This is a genomic window from Rhizobium sp. 62_C5_N11_2 (assembly GCF_051811185.1).
In the GTDB taxonomy this organism is placed as follows: Bacteria; Pseudomonadota; Alphaproteobacteria; order Rhizobiales; family Rhizobiaceae; genus Rhizobium; species Rhizobium leguminosarum.
The window spans coordinates 2,528,207-2,544,371 of sequence record NZ_JBPWPW010000001.1 but is presented as its reverse complement, the minus strand read 5'-3'; the positions used below and the strand labels follow the sequence as shown (position 1 = coordinate 2,544,371).

19 protein-coding genes and 2 pseudogenes are annotated in these 16,165 nt (G+C 60.6%); 11 read left to right on the top strand and 10 right to left on the bottom strand.

Going from position 1 to position 16,165, the window contains the following annotated elements; translation table 11 throughout:
* Window positions 1-244: 244 nt before the first annotated feature.
* The 3 genes from AB8B31_RS12870 to AB8B31_RS12860 all read left to right on the top strand — a co-directional run bounded on the left by AB8B31_RS12870 (window position 245) and on the right by AB8B31_RS12860 (window position 2,330).
* Window positions 245-670 (top strand): hypothetical protein, encoded by a 426-nt coding sequence (locus AB8B31_RS12870; RefSeq protein WP_018242585.1) that lies wholly within the window; start codon window positions 245-247, stop codon window positions 668-670.
* 134 nt (window positions 671-804) lie between these two features.
* Window positions 805-1,311, top strand: coding sequence for a GNAT family N-acetyltransferase (locus AB8B31_RS12865; RefSeq protein WP_018242584.1), 507 nt, complete (start codon window positions 805-807; stop codon window positions 1,309-1,311).
* A 98-nt stretch (window positions 1,312-1,409) separates the two neighbouring features.
* A complete protein-coding gene (locus AB8B31_RS12860) occupies window positions 1,410-2,330 on the top strand; it encodes an ornithine cyclodeaminase family protein (protein ID WP_130652640.1) in 921 nt (306 codons plus the stop codon).
* Window positions 2,331-2,339: 9 nt separating this feature from the next.
* Here the strand turns inward: AB8B31_RS12860 and dapB are convergent, their stop codons facing one another.
* Both dapB and AB8B31_RS12850 read right to left on the bottom strand, forming a co-directional pair.
* On the bottom strand, window positions 2,340-3,164 hold the full coding sequence (gene dapB, locus AB8B31_RS12855; RefSeq protein WP_018242582.1) for a 4-hydroxy-tetrahydrodipicolinate reductase: 825 nt from the start codon (window positions 3,162-3,164) through the stop codon (window positions 2,340-2,342).
* Between the two features lie 87 nt (window positions 3,165-3,251).
* Window positions 3,252-3,467: a hypothetical protein gene (locus AB8B31_RS12850; protein WP_028733211.1), complete on the bottom strand. Its 216-nt coding sequence runs from the start codon at window positions 3,465-3,467 to the stop codon at window positions 3,252-3,254.
* 193 nt (window positions 3,468-3,660) lie between these two features.
* On the opposite strand from AB8B31_RS12850, the gene AB8B31_RS12845 reads away from it, so the two are divergent.
* The 3 genes from AB8B31_RS12845 to AB8B31_RS12835 all read left to right on the top strand — a co-directional run bounded on the left by AB8B31_RS12845 (window position 3,661) and on the right by AB8B31_RS12835 (window position 6,036).
* Window positions 3,661-4,047: a VOC family protein gene (locus AB8B31_RS12845; RefSeq protein WP_130652639.1), complete on the top strand. Its 387-nt coding sequence runs from the start codon at window positions 3,661-3,663 to the stop codon at window positions 4,045-4,047.
* 207 nt (window positions 4,048-4,254) lie between these two features.
* Window positions 4,255-5,259 carry a carbon-nitrogen hydrolase family protein gene (locus AB8B31_RS12840; protein ID WP_130652638.1) on the top strand — a complete coding sequence of 335 codons (1,005 nt, stop codon included), beginning with the start codon at window positions 4,255-4,257 and terminating at the stop codon, window positions 5,257-5,259.
* Between the two features lie 303 nt (window positions 5,260-5,562).
* Window positions 5,563-6,036, top strand: coding sequence for a VOC family protein (locus AB8B31_RS12835; RefSeq protein WP_130652637.1), 474 nt, complete (start codon window positions 5,563-5,565; stop codon window positions 6,034-6,036).
* Window positions 6,037-6,114: 78 nt separating this feature from the next.
* Here AB8B31_RS12835 and AB8B31_RS12830 read toward each other — a convergent pair whose 3' ends face one another.
* Window positions 6,115-6,516: a GFA family protein gene (locus AB8B31_RS12830; protein WP_130652636.1), complete on the bottom strand. Its 402-nt coding sequence runs from the start codon at window positions 6,514-6,516 to the stop codon at window positions 6,115-6,117.
* Between the two features lie 226 nt (window positions 6,517-6,742).
* Between AB8B31_RS12830 and AB8B31_RS12825 the strand changes: the two genes are divergently transcribed.
* Window positions 6,743-8,623 (top strand): ABC transporter ATP-binding protein, encoded by a 1,881-nt coding sequence (locus tag AB8B31_RS12825; RefSeq protein WP_113543593.1) that lies wholly within the window; start codon window positions 6,743-6,745, stop codon window positions 8,621-8,623.
* Between the two features lie 188 nt (window positions 8,624-8,811).
* Here the strand turns inward: AB8B31_RS12825 and AB8B31_RS12820 are convergent, their stop codons facing one another.
* Together AB8B31_RS12820 and ubiA are read right to left on the bottom strand one after the other, a co-directional pair.
* Window positions 8,812-9,588 carry a phosphodiester glycosidase family protein gene (locus tag AB8B31_RS12820; protein WP_028733206.1) on the bottom strand — a complete coding sequence of 259 codons (777 nt, stop codon included), beginning with the start codon at window positions 9,586-9,588 and terminating at the stop codon, window positions 8,812-8,814.
* Window positions 9,589-9,610: 22 nt separating this feature from the next.
* Window positions 9,611-10,525, bottom strand: coding sequence for a 4-hydroxybenzoate octaprenyltransferase (gene ubiA / locus AB8B31_RS12815; RefSeq protein WP_113543594.1), 915 nt, complete (start codon window positions 10,523-10,525; stop codon window positions 9,611-9,613).
* A gap of 217 nt (window positions 10,526-10,742) precedes the next feature.
* Between ubiA and AB8B31_RS12810 the strand changes: the two genes are divergently transcribed.
* A complete protein-coding gene (locus tag AB8B31_RS12810) occupies window positions 10,743-11,126 on the top strand; it encodes a VOC family protein (RefSeq protein WP_047621102.1) in 384 nt (127 codons plus the stop codon).
* Window positions 11,127-11,167: 41 nt separating this feature from the next.
* Here the strand turns inward: AB8B31_RS12810 and AB8B31_RS12805 are convergent.
* Window positions 11,168-11,491, bottom strand: a pseudogene (locus AB8B31_RS12805) (SAM-dependent methyltransferase); the annotation flags it as partial.
* Between AB8B31_RS12805 and AB8B31_RS12800 the strand changes: the two are divergent.
* A pseudogene (locus tag AB8B31_RS12800) lies at window positions 11,480-11,974 on the top strand (WHG domain-containing protein); the annotation flags it as partial. The pseudogenes AB8B31_RS12805 and AB8B31_RS12800 sit on opposite strands and share 12 nt — an antisense overlap.
* 96 nt (window positions 11,975-12,070) lie before the next feature.
* Here AB8B31_RS12800 and AB8B31_RS12795 read toward each other — a convergent pair.
* On the bottom strand, window positions 12,071-12,244 hold the full coding sequence (locus tag AB8B31_RS12795; RefSeq protein WP_018242568.1) for a hypothetical protein: 174 nt from the start codon (window positions 12,242-12,244) through the stop codon (window positions 12,071-12,073).
* Between the two features lie 245 nt (window positions 12,245-12,489).
* Window positions 12,490-13,701: an argininosuccinate synthase gene (locus AB8B31_RS12790; protein ID WP_113543595.1), complete on the bottom strand. Its 1,212-nt coding sequence runs from the start codon at window positions 13,699-13,701 to the stop codon at window positions 12,490-12,492.
* Between the two features lie 124 nt (window positions 13,702-13,825).
* Here AB8B31_RS12790 and AB8B31_RS12785 point away from each other — a divergent pair, with 124 nt between their 5' ends.
* Window positions 13,826-14,293, top strand: coding sequence for an Lrp/AsnC family transcriptional regulator (locus AB8B31_RS12785; protein WP_113543596.1), 468 nt, complete (start codon window positions 13,826-13,828; stop codon window positions 14,291-14,293).
* 17 nt (window positions 14,294-14,310) lie between these two features.
* Here AB8B31_RS12785 and AB8B31_RS12780 read toward each other — a convergent pair whose 3' ends face one another.
* Both AB8B31_RS12780 and AB8B31_RS12775 read right to left on the bottom strand, forming a co-directional pair.
* Window positions 14,311-14,679 carry a hypothetical protein gene (locus AB8B31_RS12780; protein WP_113543597.1) on the bottom strand — a complete coding sequence of 123 codons (369 nt, stop codon included), beginning with the start codon at window positions 14,677-14,679 and terminating at the stop codon, window positions 14,311-14,313.
* A 117-nt stretch (window positions 14,680-14,796) separates the two neighbouring features.
* Window positions 14,797-15,636: an SDR family oxidoreductase gene (locus AB8B31_RS12775; RefSeq protein ID WP_113543598.1), complete on the bottom strand. Its 840-nt coding sequence runs from the start codon at window positions 15,634-15,636 to the stop codon at window positions 14,797-14,799.
* Between the two features lie 131 nt (window positions 15,637-15,767).
* On the opposite strand from AB8B31_RS12775, the gene AB8B31_RS12770 reads away from it, so the two are divergent.
* Window positions 15,768-16,145: a winged helix-turn-helix transcriptional regulator gene (locus tag AB8B31_RS12770; protein WP_183619136.1), complete on the top strand. Its 378-nt coding sequence runs from the start codon at window positions 15,768-15,770 to the stop codon at window positions 16,143-16,145.
* Window positions 16,146-16,165: the final 20 nt, after the last annotated feature.

Below are 16,165 nucleotides of genomic sequence, written 5' to 3'. Positions count from 1 at the left end.
CTAGCCGATATCGCCGGGGCTGTCTTTGCCGTGGGCGATCCCGGATATGGGCTCCGGGGCCTTCCTTGGGCTTGCCCAGACCTCAAGATAAATTGAGCATCGGGGATGCGCTTCCTAAATATCTACAATAACTACCTTATCCCGTTCTGTCCATTTTTGAAATTTCGTGGCTCTTGTTGAAAATGATTGCCTTTTTTTAAGTATCGTTCAATAATGAGGAAATATCATTTGCACCATTGTCAAGTTGGTGCTGCCAATTAGCGAGGGATGTGCACTGAAATATTTCCTTCTCTACGCGCTGACGTGCACGTTGGTCGGGATAGTTCTTCTCTTCATTATCCGTGAAGTTGTGCCATTCGCGATCGACAAGCCAACCGAGCAATCAGCGGCCGGACCAACCGGTGAGCCGTTGAACGCGGCAACCGGCGAGCCGGCGCCCGCGGCAACCGGAGAGTCGGTGCCCGGGCCAACAACCGATCAATCCGCCGTCCAGCCAGCCGATCCCTTGGTCGTCCGGTCTACCGGCCAGCCGGTCGACGGGCCAGCCCGTGAACCGGTGGTCGGGCCAACCGGTGAACCGGCTACGGGGCCGACCGATCAATTGAGGGGCGGTCCGAGCGGTGAACCGGCCGTCCGGAAGGGCGGTCGGCTGGGGAGCCCGGCGCAGTGATCGGCGCTTGAGATGATTGATTTCCGTTCGATCTCGTAACTCCGAGCCTAGGCTGAAGTACGAAGCTTGCTGACACCGGTTGACGGCTGGAGCCATCTGTATTGAGAGTAGCTCTCATCTTGCAGGAGGTCCCGATGGATGGAAGCGGCACGACGATCAGGCATATCCAGGCAGACGAAGTGGAGGCTTTCCGGCGCATCCGTCTGGAAGCGCTTCGCACCGAACCGTCTCTCTTTGCAAGCCGCTACGAAGACTGGGCGGCTCTTTCTCTCGAGGAGTGGCGCAATCGCTTGAACGAGCCGGTTTTCATCGCCTTTCAGGATGGTGAACCCGTCGGCATAACAGGCCTGCTCCGGCAGCGGTCGAGCAAGATGGCTCATCGCGCGACGATCATCATGGTCTACGTCAGACGGAGCCTGCGTGGAACGGGCCTTGCCGCGAAGCTGCTCAGCGCGGTGGCCGATCACGCGCGTGATATCGGTATCCTGCAGCTGGAACTCTTCGTCAGTGCGGAGAACCCGGCGGCAATACGGTTCTATCAGCGGGAAGGCTTTTCCGAGATCGGCAGAATTCCCGGCGGGGTTCTGGAGGAGGGCAGGGAGATCGACGACGTCATGATGGCTCTCCGTCTGGTCGGTTAGCTCTCACGCGATGTTTCGGCGCATATCGGTTTGCCTGAGCTATTGACCTCAAGCGGGGTTGGGGTTGCAGGATGCCGGTATGGGCTGGAGGGTTGGCTGTGACGAAAATCCTGAAAGACGAGGATCTTGTCGGTAGCGGGTTGATGGCGGTCGCGATCGATGCGCTCGAGACCGCTTTTCTCGCCAGAGCCGGCAATCGGCTGATCTCTCCGCCCCGGCATCATATCTCGTTTCCCGATCGGGGCGATCTCGTCTTCACCGTCGGTGGCATCCTTGGCGAGAAACCGCTCGCGGGCTTTCGGGTCTATGAAACATTCGACGGGGTGGAGCATTCGCAGATCGTCGCTGTGTGGTCGGCCGACGACGCCAGGCTCAAAGGCATCGTTCTCGGAGAGCGCCTCGGTAGCCTCAGAACCGGTGCGATCGGAGGTCTCGCCATCCGCCACCTCAGCGCGCCGGATGCCAAGACCGTCGGGATCCTCGGCAGCGGAGCCCAAGCGCAAACCCAGCTTGCCGCGGCTGCCACCGTTCGGAAACTGGACCGCGCACGCGTCTATAGCCGCGACGAGAAAAATCGCACCGCCTTCGCAGCTGAGATGCAGCACGCCTTGGGCATTGAGGTGGAGCCTGCCGGCAGCGCCTCTGAAGCCGTTGATGACGCCGACATCGTCATCTGCGCGACGACGAGCCAAACACCGGTCATCCATGCGCGGGATTTGAAGCCCGGGATGCACGTCAACACCGTTGGCCCGAAAACACATCAGGGATACGAACTGGGCCTGGATATCGCCGATGTCGCAGCCGTGATCGCGACGGACTCTCCCGAACAGACGCGCGCCTATGCTTCGCCCTTTTTCCTCGTCGGCTCCGGGAATGAGCATCGCATGGCCGATCTTGCCGATATCATTGCCGGGAAAGCGGCCGGTCGGGGATCGCCGGAGGATACGACCCTGTTTTGCTCCGTCGGGCTGGCCGGAACCGAAGTCGTCGTCGCCTCGGCAATCCTTGATAGCTTATAGGCCAGTTTCTCAGGCCAGCTCGAGAACATCTCCCATTGTGTATTCGCCGGGTGCGCGCCCTGCGACCCAGCGGGCGGCGGCAAGTGCGCCGCGGGCGAACATGCCGCGATCGAGAGCCGAATGGGAGAGCGTCACGACTTCCTCGGCGGCGGCAAACAGGACGCTGTGTTCTCCGACGATCCCGCCGGCGCGCAAGACGGCGAAGCCGATTTCGCCGGTCGGGCGCTCACCGGTGATGCCGTCACGCCCGCGCCGCTCGACGGATGCGAGGGAAACCCCGCGGCCCTCGGCGGCGGCTTCGCCGAGCATCAGCGCCGTACCGGACGGCGCGTCGATCTTCCTGTTGTGATGGGCTTCGAGGATTTCGATATCCCAGGCATGCGCGGGAAGGGCGCGGGCCGCCTGGGCGACGAGGCCGACCAGCATGTTGACGCCGATGGAGAAATTGCCGGAGCGCAGGATCGGAATCGTGCGAGCAGCCTCTGCGATCCGTTCGAGTTCATCCGGCTCGAAACCCGTCGCCCCGATCACCAGGGCCGGTCCACCGGCCAAAGCGCACAAGCCGGCAAGTTCGGCGGCAGCGTTTCCCGTCGTGAAATCCAGGATCACGTCGGCCGCTCCGATCGCGGCCGACCGGTCGATCAGCCCGGCGCCGATGGCGCCCTCACGGCCGATGCCGCCGACGAACGCAAAATCCGGATCGGCCGCCAGCAGCGGCAGGATGGCGCGCCCCATGCGGCCGTTCGCGCCGGAGACGGCTATTTTGATTGGTGAGGTCACGGTCTTTCCTTGGCTCGCGATGTTTTCGGCTGAGCGGCTATTTACATCCAGCATTCGTGCCGGAGAAGGCGACCTGCAACTATTGCATTCCGCTCCCGGCGCAAAACCGTATCTCCTGTGGTCCGTTTGGTCGTCCGGCGCTTACCAGTTGCCGGGATCGGCTGTGTGATCGATGCTGGCGAATTCGTCGGCCTTGTGCCGGTCCAGCTTCACCTCCGTTGTCGCCTTCGTCTCGTCGGTGACGGAGTAGCGGTCAGGGATCGGTCCCGTTGATAGTTCCTGATACATGAGCAAGGCGGCCTCCTCGGCGGTATCGGCCTCGATCTCTCGGGTGATTGATACTGTGAACTTGTGCATGGCTTCGGCCCTCTCGATCGATGCGGCGGGGTGCGCAGTTTGCACAGTCTGACACGAGTTTTGTGTCGATGACACTAAAACTGCTCACTTAGAATTTGATTCATGCGATGGCTTCAGGTCTTTGTTTTTATGAATGTCGTGGTGCCCGGCCGCCAGACAGTTTCGGGCGAAGTCAGTTGAGGGGGGATAGGTCATGCGCTTGAATCAAGTAACCGTTACGATGCCTGACCTTGATGCGGGCTGGAACTTCTACTGCATTCTCGGTCTCAGACCCGTTGTCGACGCCCGTCCCCGGTATGCGCGCTTTGTCTGCCCGGACGGAGACAGCACCTTCTCTTTGGATCAGGGCGTAAGTGGTGGTGGCGGAACCATGGTGTATTTCGAGTGCGAGAACCTGGACGAGACGGTCGGCAGTCTCAGCGAAGCCGGTCTTCGTTTCGTGAGCGGGCCGGAGGACAAGAGTTGGCTCTGGCGTGAAGCGGAGCTGTTCGACCCCGGCGGCAACCGCATCATTCTCTATTCCGCCGGTTCGAACCGCCTCGATCCGCCGTGGCGGGTGGATCAAGGTCGGCCCGCTTGAGGTAGGTGCTCGGCCGTCCCCGAATTGACGAATCGCGGCCGCCTCGGCATCTTTGCTTCGGCGTGGCCTAACGCCGAACCTCTCCAGACCTTCCCCAGCAGGGTCTTCAACCGGAGGCAAAGGGACTTTCGTCTCGGGTCGTGATCTTGGTCCTGATGTTTTGGGCTGTTGCTGGGGAACGATGTCCGGAACGTGAGAGGCCCTGATATGACTGAGAATGGAAATTTCAAACGGCGGGTGCGCGCGCGCGCCGCCAAGACGGGTGAATCCTACACCACCGCCCGCATGCATGTTCTCCCCAAGTCGGCGAACGACGCAGCGCCTGAGGCAAGACGCCTGCGTCTGGCCGTGGCGCAGACTACCTATGCGGACGATCCCCGCGATATCGACAAGCTTCGCCAAAGCGGACAGGAGATGCGCCTGCTGATGCGGCAGGCGCGGGAGGCAGGCGCGCGGCTCGTCCATTTTCCCGAAGGGGCGACATCATCGCCCAACAAACGCATCATGTCGGAAATCGGGCCGCGGGAGATCGGGCCCTCCGATTGGCGGCGGTTCGAATGGGCCGTGCTTCGCGAGGAGTTGGATTCAACGCGCAGGCTGGCGCACGAGTTGGGGCTCTGGGCGGTCATCGGCTCGGTGCATCCGCTGACGGCGCCGCACCGGCCGCACAACAGCCTCTATGTCGTCTCCGACCGCGGCGAACTGGTGACGCGCTACGACGAGCGCCTACTGTCGAACACCAAGATCTCCTTCATGTACACGCCGGGTTCGATCCCCGTGACCTTCGAGGTCGACGGCATCCGCTTTGGTTGCTCGCTCGGTATGGAGTGCAACTTTCCCGAAATTTTCACTGAATACGAGCGGCTCGATGTCCACTGCGTGCTGTTTTCGTCGACTGGGGGGACGCCGGCCAACGATACCTCCTTCGCCGCGGAGGTGCAGGGGTATGCGGCGAGCAACAGGTACTGGGTGAGTTTTTCCATACTCGCACATCCGGGTTTAGCTGATCCTGTGTCTTCCGGGATCGTCGCGCCCGGTGGCCAGTGGGCGGCGCAATGCCCTGCGGATGGAACGGCGTCGATATCGCTCGCCGATATCGACGACAATCCCGGCGATATTGCCAGGCCGTGGCGGCGTAAGGCGCGGAGCGGCCTCTACGAGCCGCATCGCGTGGCGGGCGATCCGCGCAGCGATGCGCGGAATATGTTTTAGATCGCGTCGCGTCCACGGCATGCGCGCCAAGTGAATGCAGATGACGCTGAATGCACTTGCGGAACTGTAATCCACAGTTCCGCAATCTTCCACTTGCAAAAGTATCTCGTGCGCCCAAGGACTTGGGCGCACTGGATCCCTCTGACGAGCACGGGGATGAAGAAAGGGGAGGTATGGCGGCGCCTCCACCAATTTAAGCGCTCGGCAATCATCCGCGTGAAATCGCGCGGACTGGGCTGGAGAAAGACGGTTTGCCTCTTATGTCACTGAAAAATGCGAAACGAAGAGCGAAAGGACCGCGCAATGGCAAAGAACACGATCTGCGTATGGTACGACAAAGAGGCTGAGGCGGCTGCCCGCTTCTATGCCGCGACTTTTCCCGATAGCGCCGTGGGTGCCGTTATTCGTGCACCGGGAGATTATCCTGACGGCAAGCAAGGAGACGTACTGGTCGTGGAATTCACCGTTGCGGGCGTTCCTTGCATCGGCCTGAACGGCGGTCCTGTGTTCAAACACAACGAAGCCTTCTCATTTCAGATCGCAACCGACGATCAGGAAGAAACCGATCGCTATTGGAACGCCATCGTCGGCAATGGCGGCCAGGAAAGCGGGTGTGGCTGGTGCAAAGACAAGTGGGGCGTGTCCTGGCAGATTACGCCGCGGGTCCTCTCCGAAGCCCTCTCGGCAGGCGGTGGCCAGGCAAAGCGCGCTTTTGACGCGATGATGACCATGAGGAAGATCGACATTGCGGCGATCGAGGCGGCGCGGCATGGCTGAGGTGGTCTTGCGCAGAACGATCTTTTATCGGGTTCGCATCTGACGCGATCCGGCGGTGTGTCGATCTTCGCAGTCTGCTCAGAACCACAGATCGCGTACGCAGCGCCCTTTGGAAGGCAGGTCCTCAAACGTGTCCAGGCCGTCGAAATGATCGATTGGCAGATCGTGAACGAGATCCGGCGGCGCAAGCCGCATGTTGACGGCCATGCGCCGACGGCCATCCTTTCGAAGCCGCAGGCCGCGCCAGCTCAAGACACAGGCGCAGGATGGGCAGAACAAGATCTCGAGAGACGGCTCGTCCCTGTCTGTGCGGGTGTAGGAGGCGGTCTCACCGGTGAGAGCGATGCGCTCTCCTTCGTAGTCATAAGCCCACAGTGTGCCGTATCGTTTGCAGAGCGTGCAGTTGCAGGCGGTGATCGAGCCGGGATCACCCTCAAGTGTCCAGCCCGCCTTGCCGCAATGACATGAGCCCGTCAGCATGAGCGTAGGTTCCGTCCTGTACCATACAACGATCGCAATCTGCCCCAACCCCTTGACGACCGCAATTGGCGCTTTTCGCCGCCGCCTGCTTCCTGCGCTTGCGACCGATACCTCCTGGCGGCAGATTTTCTGAAATTTCTAATTGAGATGGCAGCCGGAAGATGGTTTTCTGCGACCCAGCGTAGCTGAGTCCACGCCTCCTCCCGATTTTTGATCCGAGCGGCCCATGTCGATTTCAGATGCGATCTATCGTCCCTTCGAAACCTTGATCCGGCCGCTCGACATCCCCTACCGGCCGATGCCCACCAAGGGGCCCGTGGCAGTCCTCATACACTTCATCGCGATGTTTCGGGGCGTCATCATCACCATGGCGCTGACCTCGATGGCCATCGAAGCCATCAACCTTACGATCATCTGGGGTCTTTCAGTCATTGTCGACGGAGTGACGACACAAGGCGTAGAACTCTTCGTCGACAGTAATTTCCGGCTGCTGGCAGTCCTTGCCTTTCTGCTTTTTCCGGTGATGCCCATTCTCTTCTACATCACCAATATTCTCAATTCGCACACGATCGGCATCAGCCTGCCCGTTGCGATTCAATGGCAGGGGCACAAGGCCGTCGAGCGGCAGGACCTCGCCTTCTTCCATGATCTTTTCGCCGGCCAGGTCGCATCCCGGCTCGGTCAGGTCGCCAATGCCGTTCAGCAACAGATCCTGATCGCATTCCAGACGGCACCGCGCTTTCTGCTTCAGATCATCGGCTCCGTTGTTCTTCTGCTCGCGCTCTCCTGGCAGCTTGCGCTGCCAGTCATCGTCTGGGTTGCCTTCAACGTGCTCTTTGCGATCAAGGTCGTTCCGGATTTTACGGAGCGCGCCCGCCGCTCGGCAAAGCAGAACAGCCTCATTTCCGGTGCCCTGACGGACATCTACGGCAACATCCAGATGGTCAAGCAGTTTGCAGCTGAAGACAGCGAGGCAGGTGCGCTAAGAAAGATCATGTCCAAGGGGGTCGATACGCTTCACCACGAACAGCGCATCTACCGGACAACCGAACTCGTCGTCATCAGCCTCAACATGGTGCTCTGGCTCGTCATGCTCGGCATTGGTTTCTGGGGGCTGTTTGACCGATTCCTGACCGTGGGCGATTTCGCCGCAACGGTTTACATCCTCCAACGCCTCTCGGCAGGGTCCTTCACCTTCCTGCAAATGGGACAGCAGATCTTCCGCGCGCTCGGCACGATCAAGGACGCCATGCCGGTCATGACAACACCGCCCACCATCACCGATCGGCCGGATGCGGCCGAACTGACGGTCAGCCGTGGGGAGATCCATTTCGAGAACGTCCGCTTCGCCTACAAGTCCGGCAAACCTGTCATCGATGACCTGTCGCTGACGGTTCGGCCCGGCGAAAAGGTAGGGCTCGTCGGCCTCTCAGGTGCCGGCAAGACGACGCTGGTCAGCCTGCTGCTGCGTTTTTACGACATAGAGGACGGCGCGATCCTGATCGACGGGCAGGACATCCGCGCGGTCACACAGGCAAGCCTTCGCCGCGCCATCGGCGTCATCGCGCAGGACGTCGCGCTGCTGCATCGTTCGGTCGGCGACAATATCCGCTACGGCCGGCCGGAGGCGACGACGGACGAGATCGAAGCGGTGGCGAAGATGGCCAGCGCCGATGTCTTCATCGCCGATCTTTCCGACGGCGAAGGCCGCAGCGGCTATGATGCCTTCGTCGGCGACCGCGGGATCAAACTCTCAGGCGGCCAGCGCCAGCGTGTGGCGATCGCCCGCGTTCTCCTGAAGGACGCGCCGATCCTGGTGCTGGACGAGGCGACCTCTGCCCTTGACAGCGAATCCGAAGCCGCCATCCAGGAAAGGCTGAACCTCGTCATGGAGGGAAAGACGGTGATCGCCATCGCCCACCGCCTGTCGACCATTGCCAGGATGGACCGGATCGTCGTGCTCGATCACGGGCGCATCGTGGAGGAGGGCAGGCCGGACGAACTGGTCGAGCGCGACGGCTTGTTTGCCCGCCTGTGGAAACGCCAGACCGGCGGCTTCATTCCCGAAGACATCGACGAACCCTTGCCGGTCTCGCCTGCGACCTAACCGAGTGGCCTATGACGGCAACGCGAGGCCTCTCCTCGGACGACCTCTGCCCTGCAGGTCGAAGTGCTCGCATTGCACCCGAATGGCGGGGCGACCGTGCCACATGCCCTGTGTTGCTACGAGCGCCGCTATATCCCCCTCGCTCAAGTGCTCGTCACAGGAATCCAGCCCGCCGCGGCAGACTGGCGCTACTCGACAAGCCCGAAGATAGGGCCGTAGCCGCCGTGCCAAGACCGGTCGTTGCGGCCCATTTCAGGATTGTAAAGTCCGACACCCCGTCCGCCATCGAGAAACAACGCGTCTGGGCATTTCAAATGATCGCGGAAGAGGCGTGCAAAATCATGGAAATTCACTCCGTCTTCGCTGATCGCGAAACGAACCGAGCCGCGCTCGCAGGTTCCGACACCGCTGCGGCGGGTCCGGTCTGTCGAGCCGACGATGAAGATCGGGTTCAGCTTGTTGGCGATGACAAGCATCGGGCCGGACTGGGTGGCGAACCGCACCTTTGGCCGGCGTTTCAGAAATTCCTCGGTCGGGAGTATTCCAGCGCCTGCTTGACCCAGAAAGAACACGCCGTTCGGCTTCTTATAAAAATTCGGCACCTGACCGGCTGAGCTTTCGGCCTCCGTCGTATTGGCGGGGTTCAATTCCCTGCCGTTCTCGACATAAAGTCCCATCGGCGAAAAATCGGCCCGATACATCCCGGCGTTGACGGCGAAAGTCAGCGTTCGCCCTTCGGCGCGAACGGCTTCGGCTAGGCTTGAAAAAGCGCGGTATGGCGCGCCATCGGCGTTCTTCCAGAACAATCGCAGGTCGGCATTGCCCGGTTCCAGAGTGCAGACAACGTATTTCGCCTCTTCGAAGCTCTCCTGCTCGCATGGTTGGGCATGCGCCTGATGCAGGGATGTCATCGTTGCTGCCAGCATGATGGCCGCGGCGAACACGCCATGTTTGAGACAGGTCATTGGTGCTACGTCCTCGAGTTGCTCACCATGTGCCTGACAAAGCCGTGCAGGCGAGCAGCACCCCGGTCAGGATATTCGCCAGGAACAGGCGATAATTCATGTCCGGGCGGGCAAGATCGATCCGCCGGGTCTGCCAGGCAAGATGGACGGCGATCACCAGCATTCCGACAGTATAAGGCGGCGACATTTCCAACAGCCAGCCCCCGAGCGACCACGCGCCGACCGCCAGAGCATAGAATAGGCCGATAAAGGTCTTGCCGTGCCGGCCGAACAGAATTGCCGTCGATTTCAGGCCAAGACGGGTGTCATCCTTTAGATCGACATAGGCATAGATCGTATCATAGCCGATCTGCCAGGCGATGGCCCCGGCCCACATCAGCACGGCGCCGACCGGGATATGTCCGGCAGCCTCGGCCCATGCCATCAGCATCCCCCAATTGAACGCCGCGCCCAGGACGGCCTGCGGCCAGTGGGTGAAGCGCTTGCAGAGCGGATAGACAAAGACGAGCGGCAGCACATATATCGCGATGAGGCGGGTGTAAGGCGTCAGGAAAAACAGAAGCGAAGCCGCCAGTGCGAGTTCAACGGTCAGGAAGATAAAGGCCGGCAGCGTGGCGATCTCTCCGCTTGCCAAGGGCCGAAAGCGGGTCCGCTCGACATGGCCGTCAAACTTCCGATCAGCGATGTCGTTGACCGTGGAACCGGCGCTTCTCATCAGAAGAGCGCCGAGAGAGAAGATCGCCAATTGCCTGAGGTCTGGGAGACCGTGGGATGCTTGGATAAGGGCGGCCCAGCACGGGAAGAGCGTCAGCCATATTCCGACCGGGCGATCCAGCCGCGCCAACCGCGTATATGGCCGCCATGCGATGGGCAGCCGGCGATCCACCCAGTCGCCACGGTGGATATCGCTGAGATCGGGGCGGCTCAGAGTCGTCATGATGTGATCCAAATTTCCTGTCGCAAATAGCCGTGAAGCCTCAGGTTTTAGTCGCCATCGGCGTTGCCCAGAATAGGAATTTTTGCAGACACGGCAATAACCGTCCGTTTGCGATTGGTCGCTGACCTTCTGCGGAAAACGCAGCTATATGTTCTTGTTGTGTTCACATGCTTGCGATATGAATTCTCCCGATCTTGGAGCAGCGAAAGGGAAGACCATGAGTGTCTACGCAACCGTCGGCGCAATCGATTCCGTCAAATCGAATGGCTTCTATGATGCGAGCTTGGCAACGATCGGATGGAGCAAACATCGAGAGTTTCCCGGGTGGAGCGCCTATTCCGAAGGCGGGAAGGGTGAAGGTTTCGTTCTATGGGTTTGCACGCCGTTCGACGGCGAACCGGCGAGCGCCGGAAATGGCTCGATGGTTGGTTTCATGGCCAAGTCCCGCGCCGAGGTGGACGCTTTTTACGACGCTGCCATGACCAACGGCGGAACGGACGAGGGCGCGCCTGGTCTACGTCCGCACTACGGACCAAACTGGTATTCCGCTTACGTGCGTGACCCCGCCGGAAACAAGATTGCTGTCGTCTACGACGGCTGAGGCCAGCTCGATTGCCGTAACTCGACATCTCGGGGATTTCCCTATTTCCCGGCGAATATGACGTGGGGACCGGCGCCGCGATCCGGCGCATCCCTGGGGAGGCCGAAGAAGCGTTTTGCCATTTCGGTCGGACCGATATCCTCCAGGGATGTGAAGCCCAAGCTCAGCAATCGGTTCGCAAGGTCCTCGGGATCGAAGTGCGTCAGCCATGGCTCGCCGGCCGCGGCTGTGCGCGCTCCCATTTCCGCGGCGCGGGCACGGCGTTCGGGCGAATAGTTTTCGAGGGGTTCGCCATAGTCGAAGACGATGGATGCGCTCGGCAGGCCGACGACGAAGCGTAGCAAGGCAAAGACCGACGGCTGAGCATACGGGAGATTGGTCGCCGCTCCGGCGTCTCGGCTCCGGCGGCGTATCACTATTTCAACAGCCTGGATGCCATCGCGGCAGCACTCGCCGAACAAGGGTTTGTCGAACTCAGCGAAAGCATCGATGCCGCCCTAGCCGGTCCTCGGCGCAATCTGCTTGCCGGCGGCATCGCCTATGTCGCCTTTGCCCGCGCGAATCCCGGTCTCTACCGGCTGATGTTCGGGGAGGGTTTTCAGGCCTATTCCAAGGGAAACGAAGCGATACGCGCCCGGCGGATGCAGGTCTACCGGCAGATGAAGGACTACCTCGAAAAGCGGCTGACGCCCGGCGACGTGCCGAACGCCGCGCTCTTTCTCTGGTCTCTGACGCATGGCCTTGCCTTGCTGATGATAGACGGCCAGGTCGAACCCGGCGCCGATCCCGACGCAAAGGTCGAGGATATCCTGAAGCTCGCCGGCATGGGGCTGCCTGCCGCGAGCTAAGCTGTCGACGCGCTCGGCTTCATCCATCTCCGCGTGGGCGATCCAGCCAGGATTGCTTCGATCCTATTGTCGACGGCGATGCGGCGACATTAATCCCTACCAGGCGGTACGGGCGGTGCCGAGCGCTGTTGTATGAGAGGATGAGACCTGGGCGACGTGCGCCTTGAGCGACACGACGCAGTTTCCCGGAAAGCTGAGATTGTGCAACGTCAAGTGTTTCAGCAATGTCTCCGCATCGCGCTTTTCGGTTAGCGGAAATGTCACAGTCATGCGAGTTCTCCAACGAATAAACTGAGCATCCGAGAAAATTAATGTCTAAATTCTTGTGCGCCGCAACAAGAAAATTTTAACGATAAAATTAAAATCGATTAACTTGCCGAGCTGCTTTTTTAAAATCGTTTGAAATTGGATTCGCGCTTCTCCTTGGATGCCTTGACTGCCCCGGTCAGCCACGAAGGAAGGTGCCGTCAATGTGGGCATTAGTCGTGAGCGTTAGTGCGCTGAAGATCGAGCGGTCATCTGCCGTTGCGGGCCGCCCAGCTCCTGAGCCGCAAGCCGTTGAGCCTGATGAAGCCTTCGGCATCATGATGATCGTAGGCGATGGCGCTTTCCTCGAAGGTGACGAGGTCGGCGGAGTAGAGTGACAAGGGGGAGGCGCGGGAGATGACCGAGGCGCTTCCCTTGTAGAGCCTGAGCGTCACCTCGCCGCTGACGAAAGCCTGGCTGTGGTCGATCAGCGCTTGCAGCATTTCCCGCTCGGGAGCGAACCAGAAGCCGTTATAGATCAGCTCGGCGTAGCGGGGCATGATCTCGTCCTTCAGATGCGCCGCGGCGCGATCGAGCGTGATCGATTCAATGCCGCGGTGTGCCGCGAGCAGGATCGTCCCTCCCGGCGTTTCGTATATTCCCCTCGACTTCATGCCGATGAAGCGGTTTTCGACCAGATCGAGCCGCCCGATGCCATGCCGGCCGCCCAGTCCATTGAGCTCAGTCAGCAATGCGGCCGGTGTCATGGACTTGCCGTTCACCGAAACCGGATCGCCCCTCTCGAAACCGATGGTGATGATCTCAGGCGTGTCGGGAGCGTCGACGGGATCGACCGTGCGCTGATAGACATGATCGGGCGCGACTTCCGCCGGATTTTCGAGAATCTTGCCTTCGGTCGAGGTGTGCAGCAGGTTGGCGTCGATCGAGAACGGCGCCTCGCCGCGCTTGTCGCTCGGCACCGGGATCCGATGCTTCTCGGCATATTCCAGAAGCTGCATGCGGGAGCGGATGTTCCATTGGCGCCAGGGAGCAATGACCTTAAGCGACGGGTCGAGTGCATTGACGGCCAGCTCGAACCGGACCTGATCATTGCCCTTGCCTGTCGCACCGTGGGCAACGGCATGCGCGCCAACCTCCCGGGCTATGCCGACCAGATGCTTGGCGATCAGCGGCCGTGCGATGGAACTGCCCAGCAGATACTGCCCCTCATAGAGCGCGTTCGCCCGCAGCATCGGAAAGACGAAATCGCGGACGAACTCCTCACGCAGATCGACGATGCGGATGTCCTTGACCCCTGACATCGCCGCCTTGGCGCGCGCCGGTTCGAGCTCCTCGCCCTGGCCGAGATCGGCGGTGAAAGTCACCACCTCGCATCCGTAGGTCTCCTGCAACCATTTGAGAATGATCGAGGTATCCAGCCCGCCCGAATAAGAAAGCACAATTTTCTCTATCTTCGTCATCAGCCCATCTCCATCATGATGCTGAAACGATAGGCCAAGTCCCGCGCAATGAGCTTGCAAAGCTTCTTCAAAATTACCAAAATTTGGCATATTCTGCCATTTGAAGAATGCTTGGAGCTATGAAATGCCAATCACGTTGGACCCAATCGATCGCCATATCCTGCGCGTGCTTCAGCGTGACGGGCGTATTTCGAACGTCGATCTGGCGAAGGAGGTAGGCCTGTCGCCATCGCCGTGCCTGCGTCGTGTGCGGCTGCTGGAAGAGGCCGGGATCATCGATCGCTACGTCGCCGTGCTGGACCCTGCAAAGGTCGGGGCGGGGCTGACGGTGTTTGCTCGCGTGTGGTTCAAGACCCAGGACGCCGAGGTGACGCTCCGGTTCGCCGAAGCCGTCAGGCGGTTTCCCGAGGTGATGGAATGCTACCTGACGACAGGGGAATGCGATGCCGTGCTTCGGATTGTCACCGCCGACCTGCACAGCTACTGGCGTTTTCAGGCCGATCACCTGACGCGCATCCCAAGCGTCCTCAGCGTCAAGACCGACGTGCCGATGGAAACGCTGAAGCGAAGCTTCGAACTGCCGTTGGGATAGGCGTCGTGGCTCGATCCCTATCCTAGGGGAGAGGCGTTCCGGTTCCTTGCCAGCCAGGCGAGGCCGGTGACCAGGAGCAGGATCATCACGGCATGGGTGATGTAATCGAGCGTGGTTTGCGGGCCGACACCGACGGCGATGGTGAAGGCGCCGACGAGGGTGCCGAGGAGGGCGAAGGACTGGGCCGAGATCGCAGCCGTTCGGCTCCACGGTCGGTCAAGGCCGAGCGAGATCAGGCCGAGGAGAAGGACGGCCGATATCACCGCTTCGGCGATCATCGCCTGCCGATGTTCGTGGCCTTCGAGGACGAACCCGGCATGGGTGAGCGAGGCAGTGACATAAAGACAGATTTCGATCAGGAAGAGGATCGCGAGGGCTGAACGCATGGCATGGCTCCCTGAGGGATGTCGCCTGGGGCGGCTGCAGCGGCGATTGCCGGACTTCCGTTTATCATTGCATGGAGGGCAGACGGCGGACACCGCCGCCTGCGACTTTGTTTGCAATTACGCCTTCAGCGCTGCGGCATAATCTGCCGCGTAAGTCTTCAACGAACGCGGTGCCTTGCCCGTCAGCGTCTCGACATCGCCGGTCACGACGGCCGTCCAGCCTTGGCGAACCGGATAGAAGATTGAAGCGAGGAAGCTCGCATAGTCGGCCGGTACACCAGCGCCGGTGAGAATGCCGATGAAGGCGTCGTCCGTGATGGCGTTGTAAGCGATCGGCTTGCCGATGACCGCGGAAAGGATGGCGGCGGCCTCGGCATAGGACAGGGCTTCCGGCCCGGTCAGGTTGAACGCCTTGCCGTCGAAGGCCGCGGAGGTAAGGGCGACCACGGCGCTTGCCGCGATGTCGCGGGCGTCGATGAAGCCGGACTTACCCTCGGCGGCCGGAAGCGCGATCTGGCCATGGTCGATACCGGCCTTCCAGAAGGTGTGAAAATTGTCGGCGAACCAGTTCGGGCGCAGGATGACGTAAGGTGTGCCTGATGTTTCCAGGGCGATCTCGACCTGGCGATAGGGAATGGAGTCGTCCGCGTCGACGCCGAAAACGCTCTGGAACACGACCTTTACCTTGCGGCTGGCGGCCGCTTCGATAATGGGCAGCAGCAGGCCCTTGGCATCGACATAACCGGAAGGCAGAAGCACATGGGCGCGGTCGACGCCTTCGAAGGCTGGGCCATGGGTTTCCGGCTTGCCATGGTCGAAGATGACGCCCTCGGCGCCGGCCACGGGCTTGCCCGTGCGGGAAGCGGCCTTGACGGCCTCGCCCTTCGCCAGAAGCCCATCCACCAGATGTTTGCCGACGGTGCCTGTCGCGCCGAGAACGAGAATCTTGCTGCTCATGTCACTCTCCTTGGTATCTATTGGAAACTATCTTTCTGTGGGTTAGATACAGGGAAATTCGGATTAGAAAAGAGAGCACTTTTTTGTCACATGGTTTCCTCTGGGAAACCGCACCGGGAAGGAAAGAACAGATGACGGCGATGCAACAGGCCTACAATGTCTATGAGGACCGCTGCCCGACGCGGCTGGTGCTGGATCGGCTGGCGGATAAATGGGCGCTGCTTATCCTCGACCGGTTGGAAGGCGACCCCGTGCGTTTCAATCATATCCGCCGCGACATCAAGGGCATATCGCAGAAGGTTCTTGCGCAGACGCTGCGGAAGCTGGAGCGCAACGGGCTGATCTCTCGCACGATCTTCCCGACCGTGCCGGTGACCGTAGAATATGCGCTGACGCCGCTGGGGCGCACGCTGACGGATACCGTTTCCGCCCTTGCCCACTGGGCGGAGAAGAATATGGACGCCATATTTGCTGCACAGCGTGCCTATGACGAAACCCACCCAGTTTGACAACTCGGGAAAGGAGCCGC

What these genes read in the sequence shown, in the direction of transcription:
- AB8B31_RS12865 (WP_018242584.1), top strand. Translation starts at nt 805, where the DNA reads ATGGATGGAAGCGGCACGACGATCAGGCATATCCAGGCAGACGAAGTG.
- dapB (WP_018242582.1), bottom strand. Translation starts at nt 3,164, where the DNA reads ATGCTGGATGTAAATAGCCGCTCAGCCGAAAACATCGCGAGCCAAGGA.
- AB8B31_RS12850 (WP_028733211.1), bottom strand. Translation starts at nt 3,467, where the DNA reads ATGCACAAGTTCACAGTATCAATCACCCGAGAGATCGAGGCCGATACC.
- AB8B31_RS12845 (WP_130652639.1), top strand. Translation starts at nt 3,661, where the DNA reads ATGCGCTTGAATCAAGTAACCGTTACGATGCCTGACCTTGATGCGGGC.
- AB8B31_RS12840 (WP_130652638.1), top strand. Translation starts at nt 4,255, where the DNA reads ATGACTGAGAATGGAAATTTCAAACGGCGGGTGCGCGCGCGCGCCGCC.
- AB8B31_RS12835 (WP_130652637.1), top strand. Translation starts at nt 5,563, where the DNA reads ATGGCAAAGAACACGATCTGCGTATGGTACGACAAAGAGGCTGAGGCG.
- AB8B31_RS12830 (WP_130652636.1), bottom strand. Translation starts at nt 6,516, where the DNA reads ATGCTGACGGGCTCATGTCATTGCGGCAAGGCGGGCTGGACACTTGAG.
- AB8B31_RS12825 (WP_113543593.1), top strand. Translation starts at nt 6,743, where the DNA reads ATGTCGATTTCAGATGCGATCTATCGTCCCTTCGAAACCTTGATCCGG.
- AB8B31_RS12820 (WP_028733206.1), bottom strand. Translation starts at nt 9,588, where the DNA reads ATGACCTGTCTCAAACATGGCGTGTTCGCCGCGGCCATCATGCTGGCA.
- ubiA (WP_113543594.1), bottom strand. Translation starts at nt 10,525, where the DNA reads ATGACGACTCTGAGCCGCCCCGATCTCAGCGATATCCACCGTGGCGAC.
- AB8B31_RS12810 (WP_047621102.1), top strand. Translation starts at nt 10,743, where the DNA reads ATGAGTGTCTACGCAACCGTCGGCGCAATCGATTCCGTCAAATCGAAT.
- AB8B31_RS12795 (WP_018242568.1), bottom strand. Translation starts at nt 12,244, where the DNA reads ATGACTGTGACATTTCCGCTAACCGAAAAGCGCGATGCGGAGACATTG.
- AB8B31_RS12790 (WP_113543595.1), bottom strand. Translation starts at nt 13,701, where the DNA reads ATGACGAAGATAGAGAAAATTGTGCTTTCTTATTCGGGCGGGCTGGAT.
- AB8B31_RS12785 (WP_113543596.1), top strand. Translation starts at nt 13,826, where the DNA reads ATGCCAATCACGTTGGACCCAATCGATCGCCATATCCTGCGCGTGCTT.
- AB8B31_RS12780 (WP_113543597.1), bottom strand. Translation starts at nt 14,679, where the DNA reads ATGCGTTCAGCCCTCGCGATCCTCTTCCTGATCGAAATCTGTCTTTAT.
- AB8B31_RS12775 (WP_113543598.1), bottom strand. Translation starts at nt 15,636, where the DNA reads ATGAGCAGCAAGATTCTCGTTCTCGGCGCGACAGGCACCGTCGGCAAA.
- AB8B31_RS12770 (WP_183619136.1), top strand. Translation starts at nt 15,768, where the DNA reads ATGACGGCGATGCAACAGGCCTACAATGTCTATGAGGACCGCTGCCCG.